This window comes from Longimicrobium sp. (assembly GCF_036280135.1).
Classification (GTDB): domain Bacteria; phylum Gemmatimonadota; class Gemmatimonadetes; order Longimicrobiales; family Longimicrobiaceae; genus Longimicrobium.
In genome coordinates this window covers 1-13,662 of sequence record NZ_DASURI010000555.1, presented here as the reverse complement: position 1 = coordinate 13,662, position 13,662 = coordinate 1, and the positions used below count along the sequence as shown (strand labels likewise).

Below are 13,662 nucleotides of genomic sequence, written 5' to 3'. Positions count from 1 at the left end.
GTGGAGCTGATCACGCCCATCGCCATGGAGAAGGAGCTGCGCTTCGCCATCCGCGAGGGCGGCCGCACCGTGGGCGCCGGCGTCGTCACCGAGATCCTGGACTGAGCCGGTTGGCGGGATGCGCGCGGGGACATCGGCACGATGTCCCCGCATGCCGCGCTTCCGCACCCCGAGCTGTAACGGAACCGTCAACCGACTCTAGGAAGATATGGCAGGCAAGATCCGCATTCGGCTGAAGGGGTTCGATCACGCGGTGATCGATCAGACCACGGCCGACATCGTCCGCACGGCGGAGAAGACCGGCGCCCGCATCAGCGGCCCGATCCCCCTCCCCACGCGGGTTCAGCGGTGGACCGTGCTGCGGTCCCCGCACGTGGACAAGAAGAGCCGCGAGCAGTTCGAGCTGAAGACGCACAAGCGCGTCATCGACATTCTCGATTCTCGCCCGCAGACCGTCGACGCGCTCACCAAGCTGGATCTCCCGGCTGGCGTGGACGTCGAGATCAAGGTGGACTGAGGAGGACGAGATGTCGGGAATCATCGGACGCAAGCTGGGGATGACCCAGATCTTCGACGAGTCCGGCGCCGTCGTGCCCGTGACCGTCATCGAGGCGGGGCCCTGCCCCGTCGTTCAGGTTCGCACCGAGGACAAGGACGGCTACGCGGCCGTCCAGCTGGGCTTTGGCGCGCAGAAGGACAGCCGCGCCAGCCGCGCCGAGAAGGGCCACGCCGCCAAGGCGGGCCTGGAGGCGGCGCCCCGGGTGCTCAAGGAGTTCCGCTTCGACGCGGCTCCGGCCGTCGGTGAGAACGTCACCGTGGACGGCTTCGAGCGGGGCGCGCGGGTCAAGGTCACGGGCGTGACCAAGGGCCGCGGCTTCCAGGGCGTCGTCAAGCGTCACGGGTTCGGCGGCGGCCGCGCGTCGCACGGCGCCACGCGCATTCACCGCGCGCCCGGCTCCATCGGCGCGGGCACCAACCCGTCGCGCGTCATCAAGGGCAAGCGCATGCCGGGCCACATGGGCGACGCGCAGCAGACCGTGCGCAACCTGCTGGTGGCCAAGGTCGATGCCGAGCGCAACCTGCTGTACGTGCGCGGCGCCGTCCCGGGGCCGGTAAACGGCGTCGTGTACGTCACCAAGCAGTAAGGGGAGCGCGAAGAAAATGGCTACGGCAAAGTACTTCAACGCCGCCGGCGAGCCCGGCGAGGCGTTCCAGCTCCCCGAGGAGCTGTTTGACGGTGTCGTCAACGACGCCGTCCTGCACCAGGTGATCAAGGCGTACCTGGCCAACCAGCGCCAGGGCAACGCCGACACCAAGACCCGCGCCGAGGTGTCGGGCGGCAAGCGCAAGGCCTGGAAGCAGAAGGGCACGGGCCGCGCGCGCCAGGGCAGCATCCGCGCGCCGCACTGGCGGGGCGGCGGCATCGTCTTTGGCCCGCACCCGCGCTCGTACCACCAGGACGTGCCGCGCAAGGTCAAGGCCCTGGCCCGTCGCTCGGCCTTCAACAGCAAGGCCAACGACGAGCAGATCGTGGTCGTGGAGCGCCTGGCGTTCGACGCGCCGCGCACCAAGGACGCGGTCGGCCTGCTGGGCAGGATGGGCGTGGCCGACGCCAAGCGCGTGCTCGTGCTCACCGACGGCAGCAAGGAGACGGTGTTCCGCTCCTTCCGCAACCTCCCCAACGTGGAGGTGCTCCCGTTCCGCCAGGCTTCGGCCTACGACGTCATGAAGGCGCGCCAGGTGGTGATCGAGGCTTCGGCCCTCACGGCCGCGCAGCCCGCCGAGGAGGTGGTGAATGCGTAACATCAGCCAGATCCTGGTTCGCCCGCTCGTGACCGAGAAGAGCCACGAGCAGCTGGACCGGCACGGCGCGTACACCTTCGTGGTGGCCAACGACGCCAACAAGATCGAGATCGCCCACGCGATCGAGAAGCAGTTCAACGTGAAGGTGAAGGACGTCCGCACCATGCGCTACGCCGGCAAGGAAAAGCGTATGGGCCGCTGGGTGGGCCGCAAGGCTTCGTGGAAGAAGGCCGTGGTCACCCTCGCCGAGGGCGATTCCATCGAGATCTTCGAGGGGGTGTAAGATGCCGACCAAGCAGTTCCGGCCCATGACGGCCGGCACCCGCTTCCGGTCCATCAGCGACTTTGCCGAGGTGACCCACAAGGGCCGCCCCGAGAAGACGCTGACCGAGGGTGCCAAGGAGCGGTCGGGTGGCCGCAACCACCACGGCCACGTGACCAGCCGCCGTCGCGGCGGCGGCCACAAGAAGCTGTACCGGGTCATCGACTTCAAGCGCAACAAGCCCGGCGTCGCCGGCAAGGTGGAGCGCGTGGAGTACGACCCCAACCGCACCGCCAACATCGCGCTGGTGGTGTACGAGGACGGCGAGCGCCGCTACATCCTGGCCCCCCGGGGCATCAAGGTGGGCGATCGCATCGAGCAGGGTCCGGGGGCGGACATCCGCCTGGGCAACGCCCTTCCCCTGGCCGAGATCCCGCTGGGCACCACGGTGCACAACGTGGAGCTGCGGGCGGGCAAGGGCGGCCAGATGGCCCGCTCGGCCGGCGCCGGCGTGCAGGTGGTGGCCAAGGAAGGCGAGCACGTGACGCTGCGCATGCCCAGCTCCGAGGTGCGCATGGTGCGCCGCGAGTGCATGGCCACCGTGGGCCAGGTGGGCAACGTGGACCACGAGAAGCAGAGCATCGGCAAGGCCGGCGCCAACCGCTGGCGGGGCAAGCGCCCCAAGGTGCGTGGCGTGGCCATGAACCCCGTCGACCACCCGATGGGCGGCGGTGAGGGCAAGACGTCCGGCGGCCGTCCGCCGGTGTCGCCCTGGGGCAAGGGCGAGGGCATCAAGACCCGCAAGTCGAAGAAGGCCTCGACCAAGCTCATCGTCCGCGGCCGCAAGCGCGGCCGGGCGACGAAGTAAAGAGTGCCAGGTGCCAAGTGCCGAGTGCCAAGCAGGATTTCTGCTCGGCACTTGGAACTTGGAACTACGCACTTCGCATTCACCCCCAGGCGCGTCCGCCACTGCGGGAACTTCCCGTACGCGGACTCCGCCCCCCGCACGGCGGCGGGGGGAAACGGGACTAAGAGCGAAGAAGGACATCCGAGATGCCGAGGAGTCTGAAGAAGGGGCCTTTCGTAGAGGAAAGCCTCCTCAAGAAGGTCCGGCAGATGAACGAGCGCAACGAGAAGCGGGTCGTGAAGACCTGGTCGCGCGCCTCGACCATCACGCCGGAGTTCATCGGCCACACGCTGGCCGTGCACAACGGAAACAAGTTCATCCCGGTGTACCTCACCGAGAACATGGTCGGGCACAAGCTCGGCGAGTTCGCCCCCACGCGCACCTTCAAGGGCCACGGTGGCAAGCTCGTCGACAAGCGCGCCAAGGCGCGCTAAGCGCGAGAAAGGAACCGATATCATGGAAGCTCGCGCCATTGCCCGCTCCGTGGGGATGAGCCCCCGCAAGATGCGGATGGTCGTGGACCTGATCCGCGGCCGCAGCGTGAACGAGGCCTACTCCATCCTCAAGTTCTCGAAGAAGGCGGCTACCACGCCCATCGAGAAGACCCTGCGCTCGGCCGTGGCCAACGCCACGCAGAAGGCCGAGAAGACGGGTTCGTTCGTGGACGTGGACGACCTCGTGGTCAAGCAGGCCTACGTTGACGAGGGCCGTACGCTCAAGCGGTTCAGCCCGCGCGCCATGGGGCGCGCCACGCCGATCCTCAAGCGCACCAGCCACGTCACCATCGTCGTCGACCGCGCCGACCACAAGGAGTAGACCGTGGGACAGAAGACGCATCCGAGAGGCTTTCGCCTGGGCATCGTGGCCCCCTGGAAGTCGCGCTGGTACGCCGAGCGCAACTTCCCGGAGCTGCTGGTCCAGGACGAGACCATCCGCAAGTACCTGAACCAGCGCCTGGGCCACGCCTCGATCGCCGAGATCGAGATCGAGCGCAAGCCCGGCAAGGTGATCGTCACCCTGCACACCGCCCGTCCGGGCGTGGTGATCGGCAAGGGCGGCAGCGAGGTCGACAAGCTCCGTGACGAGCTGTCGCGCCTGTCGTCCGGCAACGAGGTGGCGATCAACGTCGAGGAAGTGAAGCGCCCCGAGGTGAACGCGCAGCTCGTCGCCGACAGCATCGCGCACCAGCTCGTGCAGCGCGTGTCGTTCCGCCGCGCCATGAAGCGCGCCGTGCAGAACGCCATGCGCAGCGGCGCCGAGGGCATCAAGGTGCAGGTGGCCGGCCGCCTGAACGGCGCCGAGATCGCCCGCACGGAAGGCTACAAGGAGGGGCGGATTCCGCTCCAGACGCTGCGCGCCGACATCGACTACGCACAGTCCACGGCCCGTACCACCTACGGCACCATCGGCGTGAAGGTGTGGGTGTTCAAGGGCGAGGTCGTCGAGAACCGGCGCGGCCGGACCTACTCGACCGACGCGTAAGGAGACGGAACCATGCTCGCTCCCAAGAGAGTCAAGTACCGCAAGCAGATGAAGGGCCGCATGCGTGGCAAGGCCACGCGCGGCAACTACGTGGCGTTCGGCGACTTCGGCCTGCAGGCCCTGGAGCCCGGGTGGATCACCAACCGGACCATCGAGGCCGCCCGTATCGCCATGACGCGCCACATCAAGCGTGGCGGCAAGGTGTGGATCCGGATCTTCCCGGACAAGTCCATCACCAAGAAGCCCCTCGAGGTCCGCATGGGCAAGGGCAAGGGCAACCCCGAGGCGTGGGTGGCCGTCGTGAAGCCCGGCCGCATCATGTTCGAGCTGGAGGGCGTGGCGCCGGAAGTCGCCAAGCGCGCCATGGAGCTGGCCGCGGCCAAGCTCCCCGTGAAGACCAAGTTCGTCGTGCGCGAGAAGCACGAGGCCCCCGCCGCCGAGGGAGGTGAGGCATGAAGGCGATGAAGGGCAGCGACATCCGCGAGATGACGGACCAGGAGATCGCCGAGCGCATCGAGCAGCTCAACGAAGAGGGCTTTCGCCTGCGCTTTCGCTCGGCCACGCAGCAGCTGGAAAATCCCATCCTGCTGCGCAACATCCGCCGCGACATCGCGCGCCTCAAGACGGTGCAGCGCGAGCGTGAACTGAACGGGGGGACCCGCTGATGGCCGCCGAGAACAACCAGGCCGCGGAGGCGCAGGAGCGCGCCAGCCGCAAGACGCGCGTGGGCACCGTGGTGTCCGACAAGATGGACAAGACGGTGGTGGTGAAGGTGGAGCGCCGCTTCCCTCACCCCCTGTACGGCAAGCAGGTGACGCGCACCAAGAAGTACCACGCGCACGACGAGAACAACGAGTTCCACGTGGGCGACGTGGTGCGCATCACCGAGACGCGGCCCCTGAGCAAGCTGAAGCGCTGGCGCGTTTCGGAGCTCGTCGAGCGGGCCCGCTGAGGAACAGGAGAGCAGACTCATGCTGCAGCAGGAATCCATCGTTCGCATCGCGGACAACTCCGGCGCCAAGAAGGCGCTGGTCATCCGCGTGCTGGGCGGTTCCAAGCGGCGCTACGCCTCGGTGGGCGACCGGATCATCGTGGCGGTGAAGGACGCGCTGCCCGACGGAACCGTCAAGAAGGGCGACGTCGCCAAGGCGGTGGTGGTCCGCACCACCCGCAACGTGCGCCGCAAGGACGGCTCGTACATCAAGTTCGACGAGAACGCGGCCGTCATCATCAACGACGCCGGCGAGCCCCGCGCCACCCGCATCTTCGGGCCGGTGGCCCGTGAGCTGCGCGACAAGCGCTACATGAAGATCGTCTCGCTCGCCCCGGAGGTGATCTGATGAGCAAGATGAAGATCCGCCGCGGCGACCGGGTGATGGTCATCCGCGGCAACCACAAGGGTCAGGAGGGCACCGTCCTGCGGGTGGAGCCCGAGAAGAACCGCGTGGTGATCGAGGGGATCAACCGCCGCAAGCGCCACATGAAGCCCTCGCAGACCAACCCCGAGGGCGGGATCGTGGAGTTCGAGGCGCCGGTGCACGCCAGCAACGTCATGCTGATCGACCCCTCCACGGGCGAGCCCACCCGGGTGCGCGCGCAGGTGGGCGAGGACGGCACGCGGCAGCGCGTGGGCGTTCGCTCCGGCAAGGTCATCCCCCGGCACTGAGCCGGGTTACGAGTCCCTGATACCCCGTGCCCGGTTCCCAGAACCGGGCATGGGGTGTTAGATTGTTTTCTTTTTCACGCGTGACCGCCCCCCGGGTCCGTCCGGACGCCGCGGGGATACGGAACGGAGAGACCAACGATGGCCAACGAGAACGGCGCCAAGCCGCGCCTGCAGACGTACTACGAAGAGACGGTCCGCGCCAAGCTGCAGCAGGAGTTCGGCTTCAGCAGCTCCATGCAGGTTCCCCGCCTGGAAAAGGTGGTGATCAACGTGGGGCTGGGACAGGCCAGCAAGAACCCCAAGCTGCTGGACGGCGTGGTGAGCGAGCTGGGGCAGATCACGGGTCAGAAGGCCGTGGTGACCCGCGCCAAGAAGGCCATCAGCAACTTCGGCCTGCGCGAGAACCAGCCCGTGGGCGCGTCGGTGACGCTGCGCCGCGACCGCATGTGGGAGTTTCTGGACCGGCTGATCAACGTGGCGCTGCCGCGCGTGCGCGACTTTCGCGGCGTGAACACCCGCTCGTTCGACGGGCGCGGCAACTACACGCTGGGCGTGAAGGAGCAGCTGATCTTCCCGGAGATCGACTACGACAAGGTGGAGCAGATCCACGGCATGGACATCACCATCGTGTCGAGCACCAACCAGGACGACCAGGCGCTGTCGCTGCTGCGCGAGCTGGGGATGCCGTTCCGCGGCGAGTCCCCCGTGCGCGCGCTGGCCGGCGCCGAGCAGGAAGCGGCGTAAGGAACTGAAAGTCCCTAGTGCCCAAGTGCCAGGTGCCCAGAATCGGGACTGGCTGGGCACCGGCACCAGGCACTTGGCCTAGGTACTTTGACCGGTCCAGACGCGGACCACGACCCTTCAGGTAGAGCGACATGGCACGCAAGGCCCTGATCGAAAAGACCAAGCGCAAGCCCAAGTTCGGCGTGCGCGCCTACACCCGGTGCAACCGCTGCGGCCGTCCGCGCGCGGTGCTCCGCAAGTTCGGCCTGTGCCGGGTTTGCTTCCGGGAGCAGGCGCTGCGCGGCGAGATCCCGGGCGTGCGCAAGGCCAGCTGGTAGTACCCAGGGCCAAGTACCCAGTTGACAAGTGCCAGGTAACCACCTGGCACCTGGAACTCGGCACTTGGAACCTGTTCTTTGACAACCCCTTTCCCTCAAGTCCGGCAGACCGTCCGGATACTGAAGGAGCAACGAGCATGATGACGGATCCCATCGCCGACATGCTCACCCGCATCCGCAACGCGCAGGGCGCGCGTCAGCGGCGGGTGGACATGCCGGTGTCGAACCTGAAGAAGGAGATCGCCCGCCTTCTGAAGGACAACTACTACATCCATGACTTCAAGGTGCTGGACGACGGCCGCTTCGGCGTGCTGCGCCTGTACCTGAAGTACTACCAGGACAAGCCCGTCATCCGCGAGCTTCGCCGGGTGAGCAAGCCGGGCCTGCGCAAATACGTGGGCGTGGAGGAGATTCCCCGCGTGCGCAACGGCCTGGGCATGGCCCTGCTGAGCACGTCGCGCGGCGTGATGACGGACCGCGAGGCGCGCAGCGCCAAGGTGGGCGGCGAAGTCATCGCCTACGTCTGGTAACCGGAGGAGACGAGAGATGTCGCGAATCGGAAGAAGGCCGATCTCCGTCCCCGCCGGCGTGGACGTGCAGGTGGACGGCCAGACGGTGCGGGTGAAGGGTCCCAAGGGCGAGCTCATGCGCACGCTGCACCCCGACGTGATCATTCGCCGCGAGGACGGCGAGATCCGGGTGGAGCGCGCCACGGACGAGCCGCGCCACCGGGCGCTGCACGGCCTGAGCCGCACGCTGGTGGCCAACATGGTCGAGGGCGTGACCACGGGCTTCACCAAGATCCTGGAGATCGTGGGCGTGGGCTACCGCGCCGAGACCAAGCCGTTCGGTCTCACGCTGCAGCTGGGGTACAGCCACCCCATCGAGTACAAGGCGCCGGAGGGGATCACCCTGCGCGCCGTGTCGCCCACCGTGGTCGAGGTGGCCGGCACCAACAAGGAGGTCGTGGGTCAGGTCGCGGCCGAGATCCGCAGCCTCCGCCCGCCCGAGCCGTACAAGGGCAAGGGCGTGAAGTACCAGGGCGAGGTGATCCGCCGCAAGGCGGGCAAGGCGGGCGGCAAGTAAGCCGCCCCCTCCCCAACGGCTGATCATCGCATAGTCAACTCGAGGATACGATGGCTACTTCAAGACGGGTCAAGACGCGCGAGCAGCGCCGCGAGCGCCGCCACCGCCGCGTCCGCGCCAAGGTGCACGGCACCTCCGAGCGTCCGCGTCTGGTCGTCCACCGCTCCATCAACCACGTGGAGGGTCAGGTGGTGGACGACGTGTCGGGCCGCACGCTGGTGGGCCTGAGCACGCTGGACGCCGGGCTGCGCGAAAAGCGCGGCGAGATGAACAAGACCGAGGCCAGCCGTGCCGCCGGCAAGGCGCTGGCCGAGAAGGCCCGCGAGCTGGGCGTCACCAAGGTGGTGTTCGACCGCGGCGGCTACGTGTACCACGGCCGGGTCAAGGCCTTCGCCGAGGGCGCCCGCGAGGGCGGCCTGGACTTCTAAGGAGATCGACGAATGGCTGAGAACAGAGGCGGTGGAGCCGGCGGCGGCCGCGGGCGCGGCGGCGGCTTTGGCGGCCAGGGCCGCGGCGGCCCCGGTGGACGCGGCGGCTTTGGCGGCGGCCAGGGTGGCCGCGGCGGTCAGGGCGGCGAGCGCGGCGGCGATGACCGCGGCGGGCGCGGCGGCCGGGGCGGCGAGCGCCGCGACGGGCGCGGCGGCGGCGGCCAGGGCGGCCGCGAGAGCGACCTGAAGGAAAACGTGGTGCACATCAACCGCGTGGCCAAGGTGGTGAAGGGCGGCCGGCGGTTCAGCTTTACCGCGCTCGTCGCCGTGGGCGACCAGGCGGGGAAGGTGGGCATCGGCACCGGCAAGGCCAACGAGGTGTCCGAGGCCGTGCGCAAGGCCATCGACTCGGCGCGCCGCGCCATGGTCAAGGTCCCGGTCCGCGACGGCACGGTGCCCCACGACATCGTGGGCGAGCACGGTGCCGGCCGCGTGCTGCTGCGTCCCGCGGCGCCCGGCACGGGCGTGATCGCGGGCGGCCCGGTGCGCGCGGTGCTGGAGTGCGTGGGCATCCACGACATCCTCACCAAGTCGCTGGGCAGCAACAACCCGTTCAACATGGTGCACGCCACCATCGACGCGCTCACGAACCTCACCACGCGCGAGCAGCTGGCCCGCGAGCGCGGGGTGCCGGTGGAGGCGCTGGGAGGTGCCCATGCCTAAGCTCCGCATCACGCAGACCAAGAGCTACAGCGGCGCGCCCGAGAAGCACCGCCGTACGCTGCAGGCGCTGGGGCTCAAGCACCAGCGTTCCGTGGAGCTGGAGGACAACCCGGCCATCCGGGGGATGATCTTTCAGGTCCGCCACATGGTGAAGGTGGAAGAGACCGAAGGGCAGGAGACCAATGGCTGACCTGAGCAACCTGCGCCGCCCCGAGGGGTCGCACCGCGACACCAAGCGCCTGGGCCGCGGCACCGGCAGCGGCACGGGCAAGACGGCGGGCAAGGGCCACAAGGGCTCCAAGGCGCGCGCGGGCCACCACGGCCCCGGCGGCGGCAAGCCCACGTATGAGGGCGGCCAGATGCCGCTGCACCGCCGGCTCCCCAAGCGGGGCTTTACCCCGCTGGACCGGACGGAGTACCAGGTGGTGAACCTGTACCAGCTGGAGCAGCTGGAAGGCGAGGGCCCCATCACCCCCGAGACGCTCAAGGCGAGCGGCCTCATCGGGCACGCGGGGCGTCCCGTGAAGGTGCTGGGCACCGGTGACATCACCCGCAAGGTGGACGTCTCGGCCCACAAGTTCAGCCAGTCGGCGCGCGACAAGATCGCGGCCGCGGGCGGTACCGTCCAGGAGATCGGCGGCTGACGATGGCGAATCCCGTAGCGACTCTGTGGCGGATCCCGGAGCTGAAGTCCAAGATCCTCTTCACGCTCCTGTGCCTGCTGATCTACCGCATCGGCGCGCACGTCACGGCGCCGTGGATCGACGTGCCGGCGCTCCGCGAATACGCGGGGACGCTGCAGGGCACCGCCTTCGGGATCTACGACATGTTCGTGGGCGGCGGGTTGTCCAGGGCAACCATCTTTGCCCTGGGCATCATGCCCTATATCTCCGCCAGCATCATGTTCCAGCTGCTGGCGGCGGTGGTGCCGTCCGTGGAGAAGATGCAGAAGGAGGGCGAGGAGGGCCGCAAGAAGCTCACGCAGTGGACCCGCTACGCCACGGTGGTGCTGTCGGTGTTCCAGGCGTACGGCTTTGCCCTGTTCATCGAGACTCAGGTGCCGGGGGCGGTGCAGAACCCGGGGCTGGCGTTCCGGCTGATGATGATCCTGACGCTCGTGACGGGCGCCGTGTTCATCATGTGGCTGGGTGAGCAGATCACGGAGCGGGGCATCGGCAACGGGATGAGCCTGCTCATCTTCTTCGGCATCATCGAGGGGCTTCCCGCCGCGCTGTACGAGACGGGGAACCTGGTGCGGCTGGGGCAGGTGAACCCCATGGCGCTGGTGCTGCTGGCCGTGGTGCTGGCGGCGGTGATCGCGGGGACCGTGGCGGTGACCATGGCCGCCCGCAAGATCCCCGTGCAGATCCCGCAGAAGGTGATGGGGCGGGGCCGCATCCGTCAGGGGCAAAAGAGCTTCATCCCCCTGCGCATCAACATGGCGGGCGTCATGCCCATCATCTTTGCGCAGTCCATCATGATCGTGCCGGCGACGCTGGGGCAGTTCAGCGACGCGGGGTGGCTCAAGGCCATCGCGGACACCTTCCAGGTGAACACGTGGCCGTACTACCTGACGTTCACGGTCCTGATCGTGTTCTTCACGTACTTCTACACGGCGATCATCTACAACCCCGTGGACATCGCCGAGAACCTGAAGAAGCAGGGCGCGTTCGTGCCGGGCGTGAAGCCGGGCGCGCGCACGGCCGAGTACATCGACCGGGTGATGACGCGCATCTCGCTTCCCGGCGCGCTGTTCCTGGCCGGCATTGCCCTGATCCCCTCGGCGCTGCTGGGGTGGGCGGGCGTGGGCGGCCTGAGCCGGGTGCTTGGCGGCACGGGCCTGCTCATCTCGGTGGGCGTGGCCCTGGACACGGTGCAGCAGATGCAGCAGCACCTGCTCCTTCGCCGCTACGACGGGTTCATGAAGAAGGGCCGGGTGAAGTTCCGCGGGCGTCAGCAGCGGTACATCTGACGGCGGGAGGTCCAAGTGCCGAGTGCCTAGTGCCAAGTACGAGCGATCGTACTCGGCACCAGGCACTTGGAACTTGGCACTTGGCACTTCTTTTTTCTTGCGCACGAAACATCGTTCTGGCCTTGTGAGTCCGACCCGTACCGGAATCGACTGAATGGATCTCGTTCTCCTTGGCGCCCCGGGTGCCGGCAAGGGTACCCAGGGCGCCCTGCTCGCCGACGCGCTGGGCGTTCCCAAGATCGCCACGGGCGACATGCTGCGCGACGCGGTGCGGCAGGGCACGGAGCTGGGGCTCAAGGCCAAGGCCATCATGGACGCGGGACACCTGGTCTCGGACGACATCGTTCTGGGGCTGGTGCGCGAGCGGCTGGCCGGCGACGGCGCCAACGGCGCCATCTTCGACGGGTATCCCCGCAACGTGGCGCAGGCGCAGTCACTGGACGGCCTGCTGGGCGAGCTGGGCCGGCGGATTGGCGCCGTGGTCTACATCGACGTGGACGACGACGCCATCGTGCAGCGCATGAGCGGGCGGACGACGGACCCGGTAACGGGCGTGGTCTACCACCACACGCACAACCCGCCGCCGTCGGACATCGCCGCGCGCTGCGTGCAGCGCGACGACGACCGCGAGGAGACGGTGCGGCACCGGCTGGAGGTGTACCGGCAGAGCACGGCGCCCCTGGTGGACCATTACCGCCAGGCGGGCGTGGCGGTGCACACGGTGGACGGCACCCGTGCCATCCCCGAGGTGCAGGCGGAGATCCTGGGGCTGCTGGGCCGGTGATCCACCTGAAGTCTGCCGCGGAGATCGACACGATCGGCCGCGCGGGGGCCATCCTGGCGGCGCTGTACCGCGAGATCCCCGCGCAGGTGCGGCCCGGCGTGAGCACGGCCGACCTGGACCGCTGGGCCGAGGCGTTCATCCGCTCGCACCATGGGGCCGAGCCGGCGTTCAAGGGGCTGTACGGCTTTCCCGCGACGCTGTGCACGAGCGTGAACCACGAGGTGGTGCACGGCATTCCGTCCGCGCGGCGGGTGCTCAAGGAGGGGGACGTGATCAGCGTGGACTGCGGGGTGAAGCTGGAAGGCTTTTACGCCGACGCCGCGGTGACCATCCCGATCGCGCCGATCGCGCCGGACGTGGAGAAGCTGCTGGAGCGCACGCAGGTGGCGCTGCAGCGGGGAATCGAGCAGGCGCGCCCGGGCAACCGCCTGGGCGACGTGGGCGCCGCCATCCAGGAGGTGGCGGACGCGGAGAAGTACGGCGTGGTGCGCGAGCTGGTGGGCCACGGCGTGGGCCGCCAGCCGCACGAGGAGCCGCAGGTGCCCAACTTCGGCACGCGGGGCAAGGGCCTCAAGCTGCTGGAGGGGATGGTGCTGGCCATAGAGCCCATGTTCAACCTGGGCTCGGCCGGCGTGCGGACGCTGCCGGACCGCTGGACGGTGGTGACGGCGGACCGCCGGGTAAGCGCGCACTTCGAGCACACGGTGGCGGTGACGGCGGACGGGCCGCGGATCCTGACGATCTAGGCGATTCGGTTTCCGTCGCGCCGGCGAAGTTCGGGAGAGAAGGTACTGCGGGTTACAGGGGACAGGTGACAGGGTACGGCCCGCAACGGCGATGTCGTTGGTGCTGTCCCCTGTACCCTATCACCTGTCCCCCGCAGTTGCAGTTGCAGTCCAGGCAGAACGGCTGACGACGCGGATGGGGCGGAGCCTCGCGGGCGGAGCCGAACGGCAGCGGGGACCCCGGGTTCCCGCGCGAATGCACTCTCGCGGTTTCCGCAAGCCCCAGGGGTTGCGGAATCGCTGAGGTTTGTTTACTTTTCCAGGCTCCGTTCATTCAGGGAACAGCGAGGCGAACATGAAGGTCCGCGCGAGCGTGAAGCCGATCTGCGAGCACTGCAAGGTGGTCAAGCGTCGGGGCGTCATTCGCATCATCTGCAAGAAGAACCCGCGCCACAAGCAGCGCCAGGGCTAACCGCAGACGGCAACAGGAGAACAGCAGGATGGCTCGTATCGCCGGTGTCGACCTGCCGCGTGAAAAGCGCGTGGAGATCGGCCTTACCTACATCTTCGGGATCGGCCGCGCGACGTCGCGCAAGCTTCTGGCTGAGGCTGGCATCGACCCGAACACGCGCGTGCACGCCCTCAACGACGAGGACGTCAACAAGCTGCGCCGCATCATCGACGGGAGCATTCGCGTCGAGGGCGTGCTGCGGTCTGAGATCGCGCGCAACATCAAGCGCCTGATGGACATCGGCTCGTACCG

27 protein-coding genes are annotated in these 13,662 nt (G+C 68.3%); all 27 read left to right on the top strand.

From position 1 onward, the window contains the following. Positions 1-105, top strand: a 105-nt coding sequence (locus VFZ20_RS17985; protein ID WP_329685306.1) for a hypothetical protein, incomplete at its 5' end; no start/stop codon positions are given. 103 nt (positions 106-208) lie between these two features. After that, complete coding sequence (gene rpsJ, locus VFZ20_RS17980; RefSeq protein WP_329685302.1) at positions 209-517, top strand: 30S ribosomal protein S10; 309 nt, start codon at positions 209-211, stop codon at positions 515-517. A gap of 10 nt (positions 518-527) precedes the next feature. Next, positions 528-1,145 carry a 50S ribosomal protein L3 gene (gene rplC / locus VFZ20_RS17975; protein WP_329685301.1) on the top strand — a complete coding sequence of 206 codons (618 nt, stop codon included), beginning with the start codon at positions 528-530 and terminating at the stop codon, positions 1,143-1,145. A gap of 16 nt (positions 1,146-1,161) precedes the next feature. Beyond that, on the top strand, positions 1,162-1,803 hold the full coding sequence (rplD, locus tag VFZ20_RS17970) for a 50S ribosomal protein L4 (RefSeq protein WP_329685300.1): 642 nt from the start codon (positions 1,162-1,164) through the stop codon (positions 1,801-1,803). Beyond that, positions 1,796-2,086, top strand: coding sequence for a 50S ribosomal protein L23 (gene rplW / locus VFZ20_RS17965; protein WP_329685299.1), 291 nt, complete (start codon positions 1,796-1,798; stop codon positions 2,084-2,086). The genes rplD and rplW overlap by 8 nt, the downstream gene beginning before the upstream one ends. A gap of 1 nt (position 2,087) precedes the next feature. Further along, complete coding sequence (rplB, locus tag VFZ20_RS17960; protein ID WP_329685298.1) at positions 2,088-2,933, top strand: 50S ribosomal protein L2; 846 nt, start codon at positions 2,088-2,090, stop codon at positions 2,931-2,933. Between the two features lie 185 nt (positions 2,934-3,118). Beyond that, positions 3,119-3,406, top strand: a complete 288-nt coding sequence (gene rpsS / locus VFZ20_RS17955; RefSeq protein WP_329685297.1) for a 30S ribosomal protein S19 — start codon at positions 3,119-3,121, stop codon at positions 3,404-3,406. 22 nt (positions 3,407-3,428) lie between these two features. Further along, complete coding sequence (gene rplV / locus VFZ20_RS17950) at positions 3,429-3,788, top strand: 50S ribosomal protein L22 (protein WP_329685296.1); 360 nt, start codon at positions 3,429-3,431, stop codon at positions 3,786-3,788. A gap of 3 nt (positions 3,789-3,791) precedes the next feature. Next, positions 3,792-4,454 carry a 30S ribosomal protein S3 gene (gene rpsC, locus VFZ20_RS17945; protein WP_329685295.1) on the top strand — a complete coding sequence of 221 codons (663 nt, stop codon included), beginning with the start codon at positions 3,792-3,794 and terminating at the stop codon, positions 4,452-4,454. A gap of 12 nt (positions 4,455-4,466) precedes the next feature. Continuing rightward, positions 4,467-4,910 (top strand): 50S ribosomal protein L16, encoded by a 444-nt coding sequence (gene rplP / locus VFZ20_RS17940; protein ID WP_329685294.1) that lies wholly within the window; start codon positions 4,467-4,469, stop codon positions 4,908-4,910. After that, positions 4,907-5,119 carry a 50S ribosomal protein L29 gene (gene rpmC, locus VFZ20_RS17935; RefSeq protein WP_414682947.1) on the top strand — a complete coding sequence of 71 codons (213 nt, stop codon included), beginning with the start codon at positions 4,907-4,909 and terminating at the stop codon, positions 5,117-5,119. Before rplP ends, rpmC begins: the two co-directional genes overlap by 4 nt. Further along, positions 5,119-5,406: a 30S ribosomal protein S17 gene (gene rpsQ, locus VFZ20_RS17930; protein ID WP_329685293.1), complete on the top strand. Its 288-nt coding sequence runs from the start codon at positions 5,119-5,121 to the stop codon at positions 5,404-5,406. The genes rpmC and rpsQ overlap by 1 nt, the downstream gene beginning before the upstream one ends. Before the next feature lie 19 nt (positions 5,407-5,425). Next, positions 5,426-5,794 carry a 50S ribosomal protein L14 gene (gene rplN, locus VFZ20_RS17925; protein ID WP_329685292.1) on the top strand — a complete coding sequence of 123 codons (369 nt, stop codon included), beginning with the start codon at positions 5,426-5,428 and terminating at the stop codon, positions 5,792-5,794. Further along, positions 5,794-6,120 (top strand): 50S ribosomal protein L24, encoded by a 327-nt coding sequence (gene rplX / locus VFZ20_RS17920; protein ID WP_349264104.1) that lies wholly within the window; start codon positions 5,794-5,796, stop codon positions 6,118-6,120. The genes rplN and rplX overlap by 1 nt, the downstream gene beginning before the upstream one ends. Before the next feature lie 138 nt (positions 6,121-6,258). After that, a complete protein-coding gene (gene rplE, locus VFZ20_RS17915; RefSeq protein WP_329685291.1) occupies positions 6,259-6,864 on the top strand; it encodes a 50S ribosomal protein L5 in 606 nt (201 codons plus the stop codon). Between the two features lie 131 nt (positions 6,865-6,995). Beyond that, positions 6,996-7,181 carry a type Z 30S ribosomal protein S14 gene (locus VFZ20_RS17910; RefSeq protein WP_329685290.1) on the top strand — a complete coding sequence of 62 codons (186 nt, stop codon included), beginning with the start codon at positions 6,996-6,998 and terminating at the stop codon, positions 7,179-7,181. 137 nt (positions 7,182-7,318) lie between these two features. Further along, the gene (gene rpsH, locus VFZ20_RS17905) at positions 7,319-7,711 is read left to right on the top strand and encodes a 30S ribosomal protein S8 (RefSeq protein ID WP_329685289.1); all 393 of its coding nucleotides are present in this window, start codon (positions 7,319-7,321) and stop codon (positions 7,709-7,711) included. 16 nt (positions 7,712-7,727) lie between these two features. Further along, positions 7,728-8,267 (top strand): 50S ribosomal protein L6, encoded by a 540-nt coding sequence (rplF, locus tag VFZ20_RS17900; RefSeq protein WP_329685288.1) that lies wholly within the window; start codon positions 7,728-7,730, stop codon positions 8,265-8,267. 50 nt (positions 8,268-8,317) lie between these two features. Continuing rightward, positions 8,318-8,695: a 50S ribosomal protein L18 gene (gene rplR, locus VFZ20_RS17895; protein ID WP_329685287.1), complete on the top strand. Its 378-nt coding sequence runs from the start codon at positions 8,318-8,320 to the stop codon at positions 8,693-8,695. Positions 8,696-8,707: 12 nt separating this feature from the next. After that, positions 8,708-9,418, top strand: coding sequence for a 30S ribosomal protein S5 (rpsE, locus tag VFZ20_RS17890; protein WP_349264103.1), 711 nt, complete (start codon positions 8,708-8,710; stop codon positions 9,416-9,418). Further along, the gene (gene rpmD / locus VFZ20_RS17885; RefSeq protein WP_329685286.1) at positions 9,411-9,608 is read left to right on the top strand and encodes a 50S ribosomal protein L30; all 198 of its coding nucleotides are present in this window, start codon (positions 9,411-9,413) and stop codon (positions 9,606-9,608) included. The genes rpsE and rpmD overlap by 8 nt, the downstream gene beginning before the upstream one ends. Beyond that, positions 9,601-10,062, top strand: coding sequence for a 50S ribosomal protein L15 (gene rplO, locus VFZ20_RS17880; RefSeq protein WP_329685285.1), 462 nt, complete (start codon positions 9,601-9,603; stop codon positions 10,060-10,062). Before rpmD ends, rplO begins: the two co-directional genes overlap by 8 nt. Positions 10,063-10,064: 2 nt before the next feature. Continuing rightward, complete coding sequence (gene secY, locus VFZ20_RS17875) at positions 10,065-11,390, top strand: preprotein translocase subunit SecY (protein WP_329685284.1); 1,326 nt, start codon at positions 10,065-10,067, stop codon at positions 11,388-11,390. Between the two features lie 154 nt (positions 11,391-11,544). Beyond that, a complete protein-coding gene (locus tag VFZ20_RS17870; RefSeq protein ID WP_329685283.1) occupies positions 11,545-12,174 on the top strand; it encodes an adenylate kinase in 630 nt (209 codons plus the stop codon). Further along, positions 12,171-12,920 carry a type I methionyl aminopeptidase gene (map, locus tag VFZ20_RS17865; protein WP_329685282.1) on the top strand — a complete coding sequence of 250 codons (750 nt, stop codon included), beginning with the start codon at positions 12,171-12,173 and terminating at the stop codon, positions 12,918-12,920. Before VFZ20_RS17870 ends, map begins: the two co-directional genes overlap by 4 nt. Before the next feature lie 334 nt (positions 12,921-13,254). After that, positions 13,255-13,371 (top strand): 50S ribosomal protein L36, encoded by a 117-nt coding sequence (gene rpmJ, locus VFZ20_RS17860; protein ID WP_329685281.1) that lies wholly within the window; start codon positions 13,255-13,257, stop codon positions 13,369-13,371. 28 nt (positions 13,372-13,399) lie between these two features. Then, positions 13,400-13,662 (top strand): 30S ribosomal protein S13 (gene rpsM / locus VFZ20_RS17855; protein WP_329685280.1); only part of this gene is annotated, 263 nt, incomplete at its 3' end.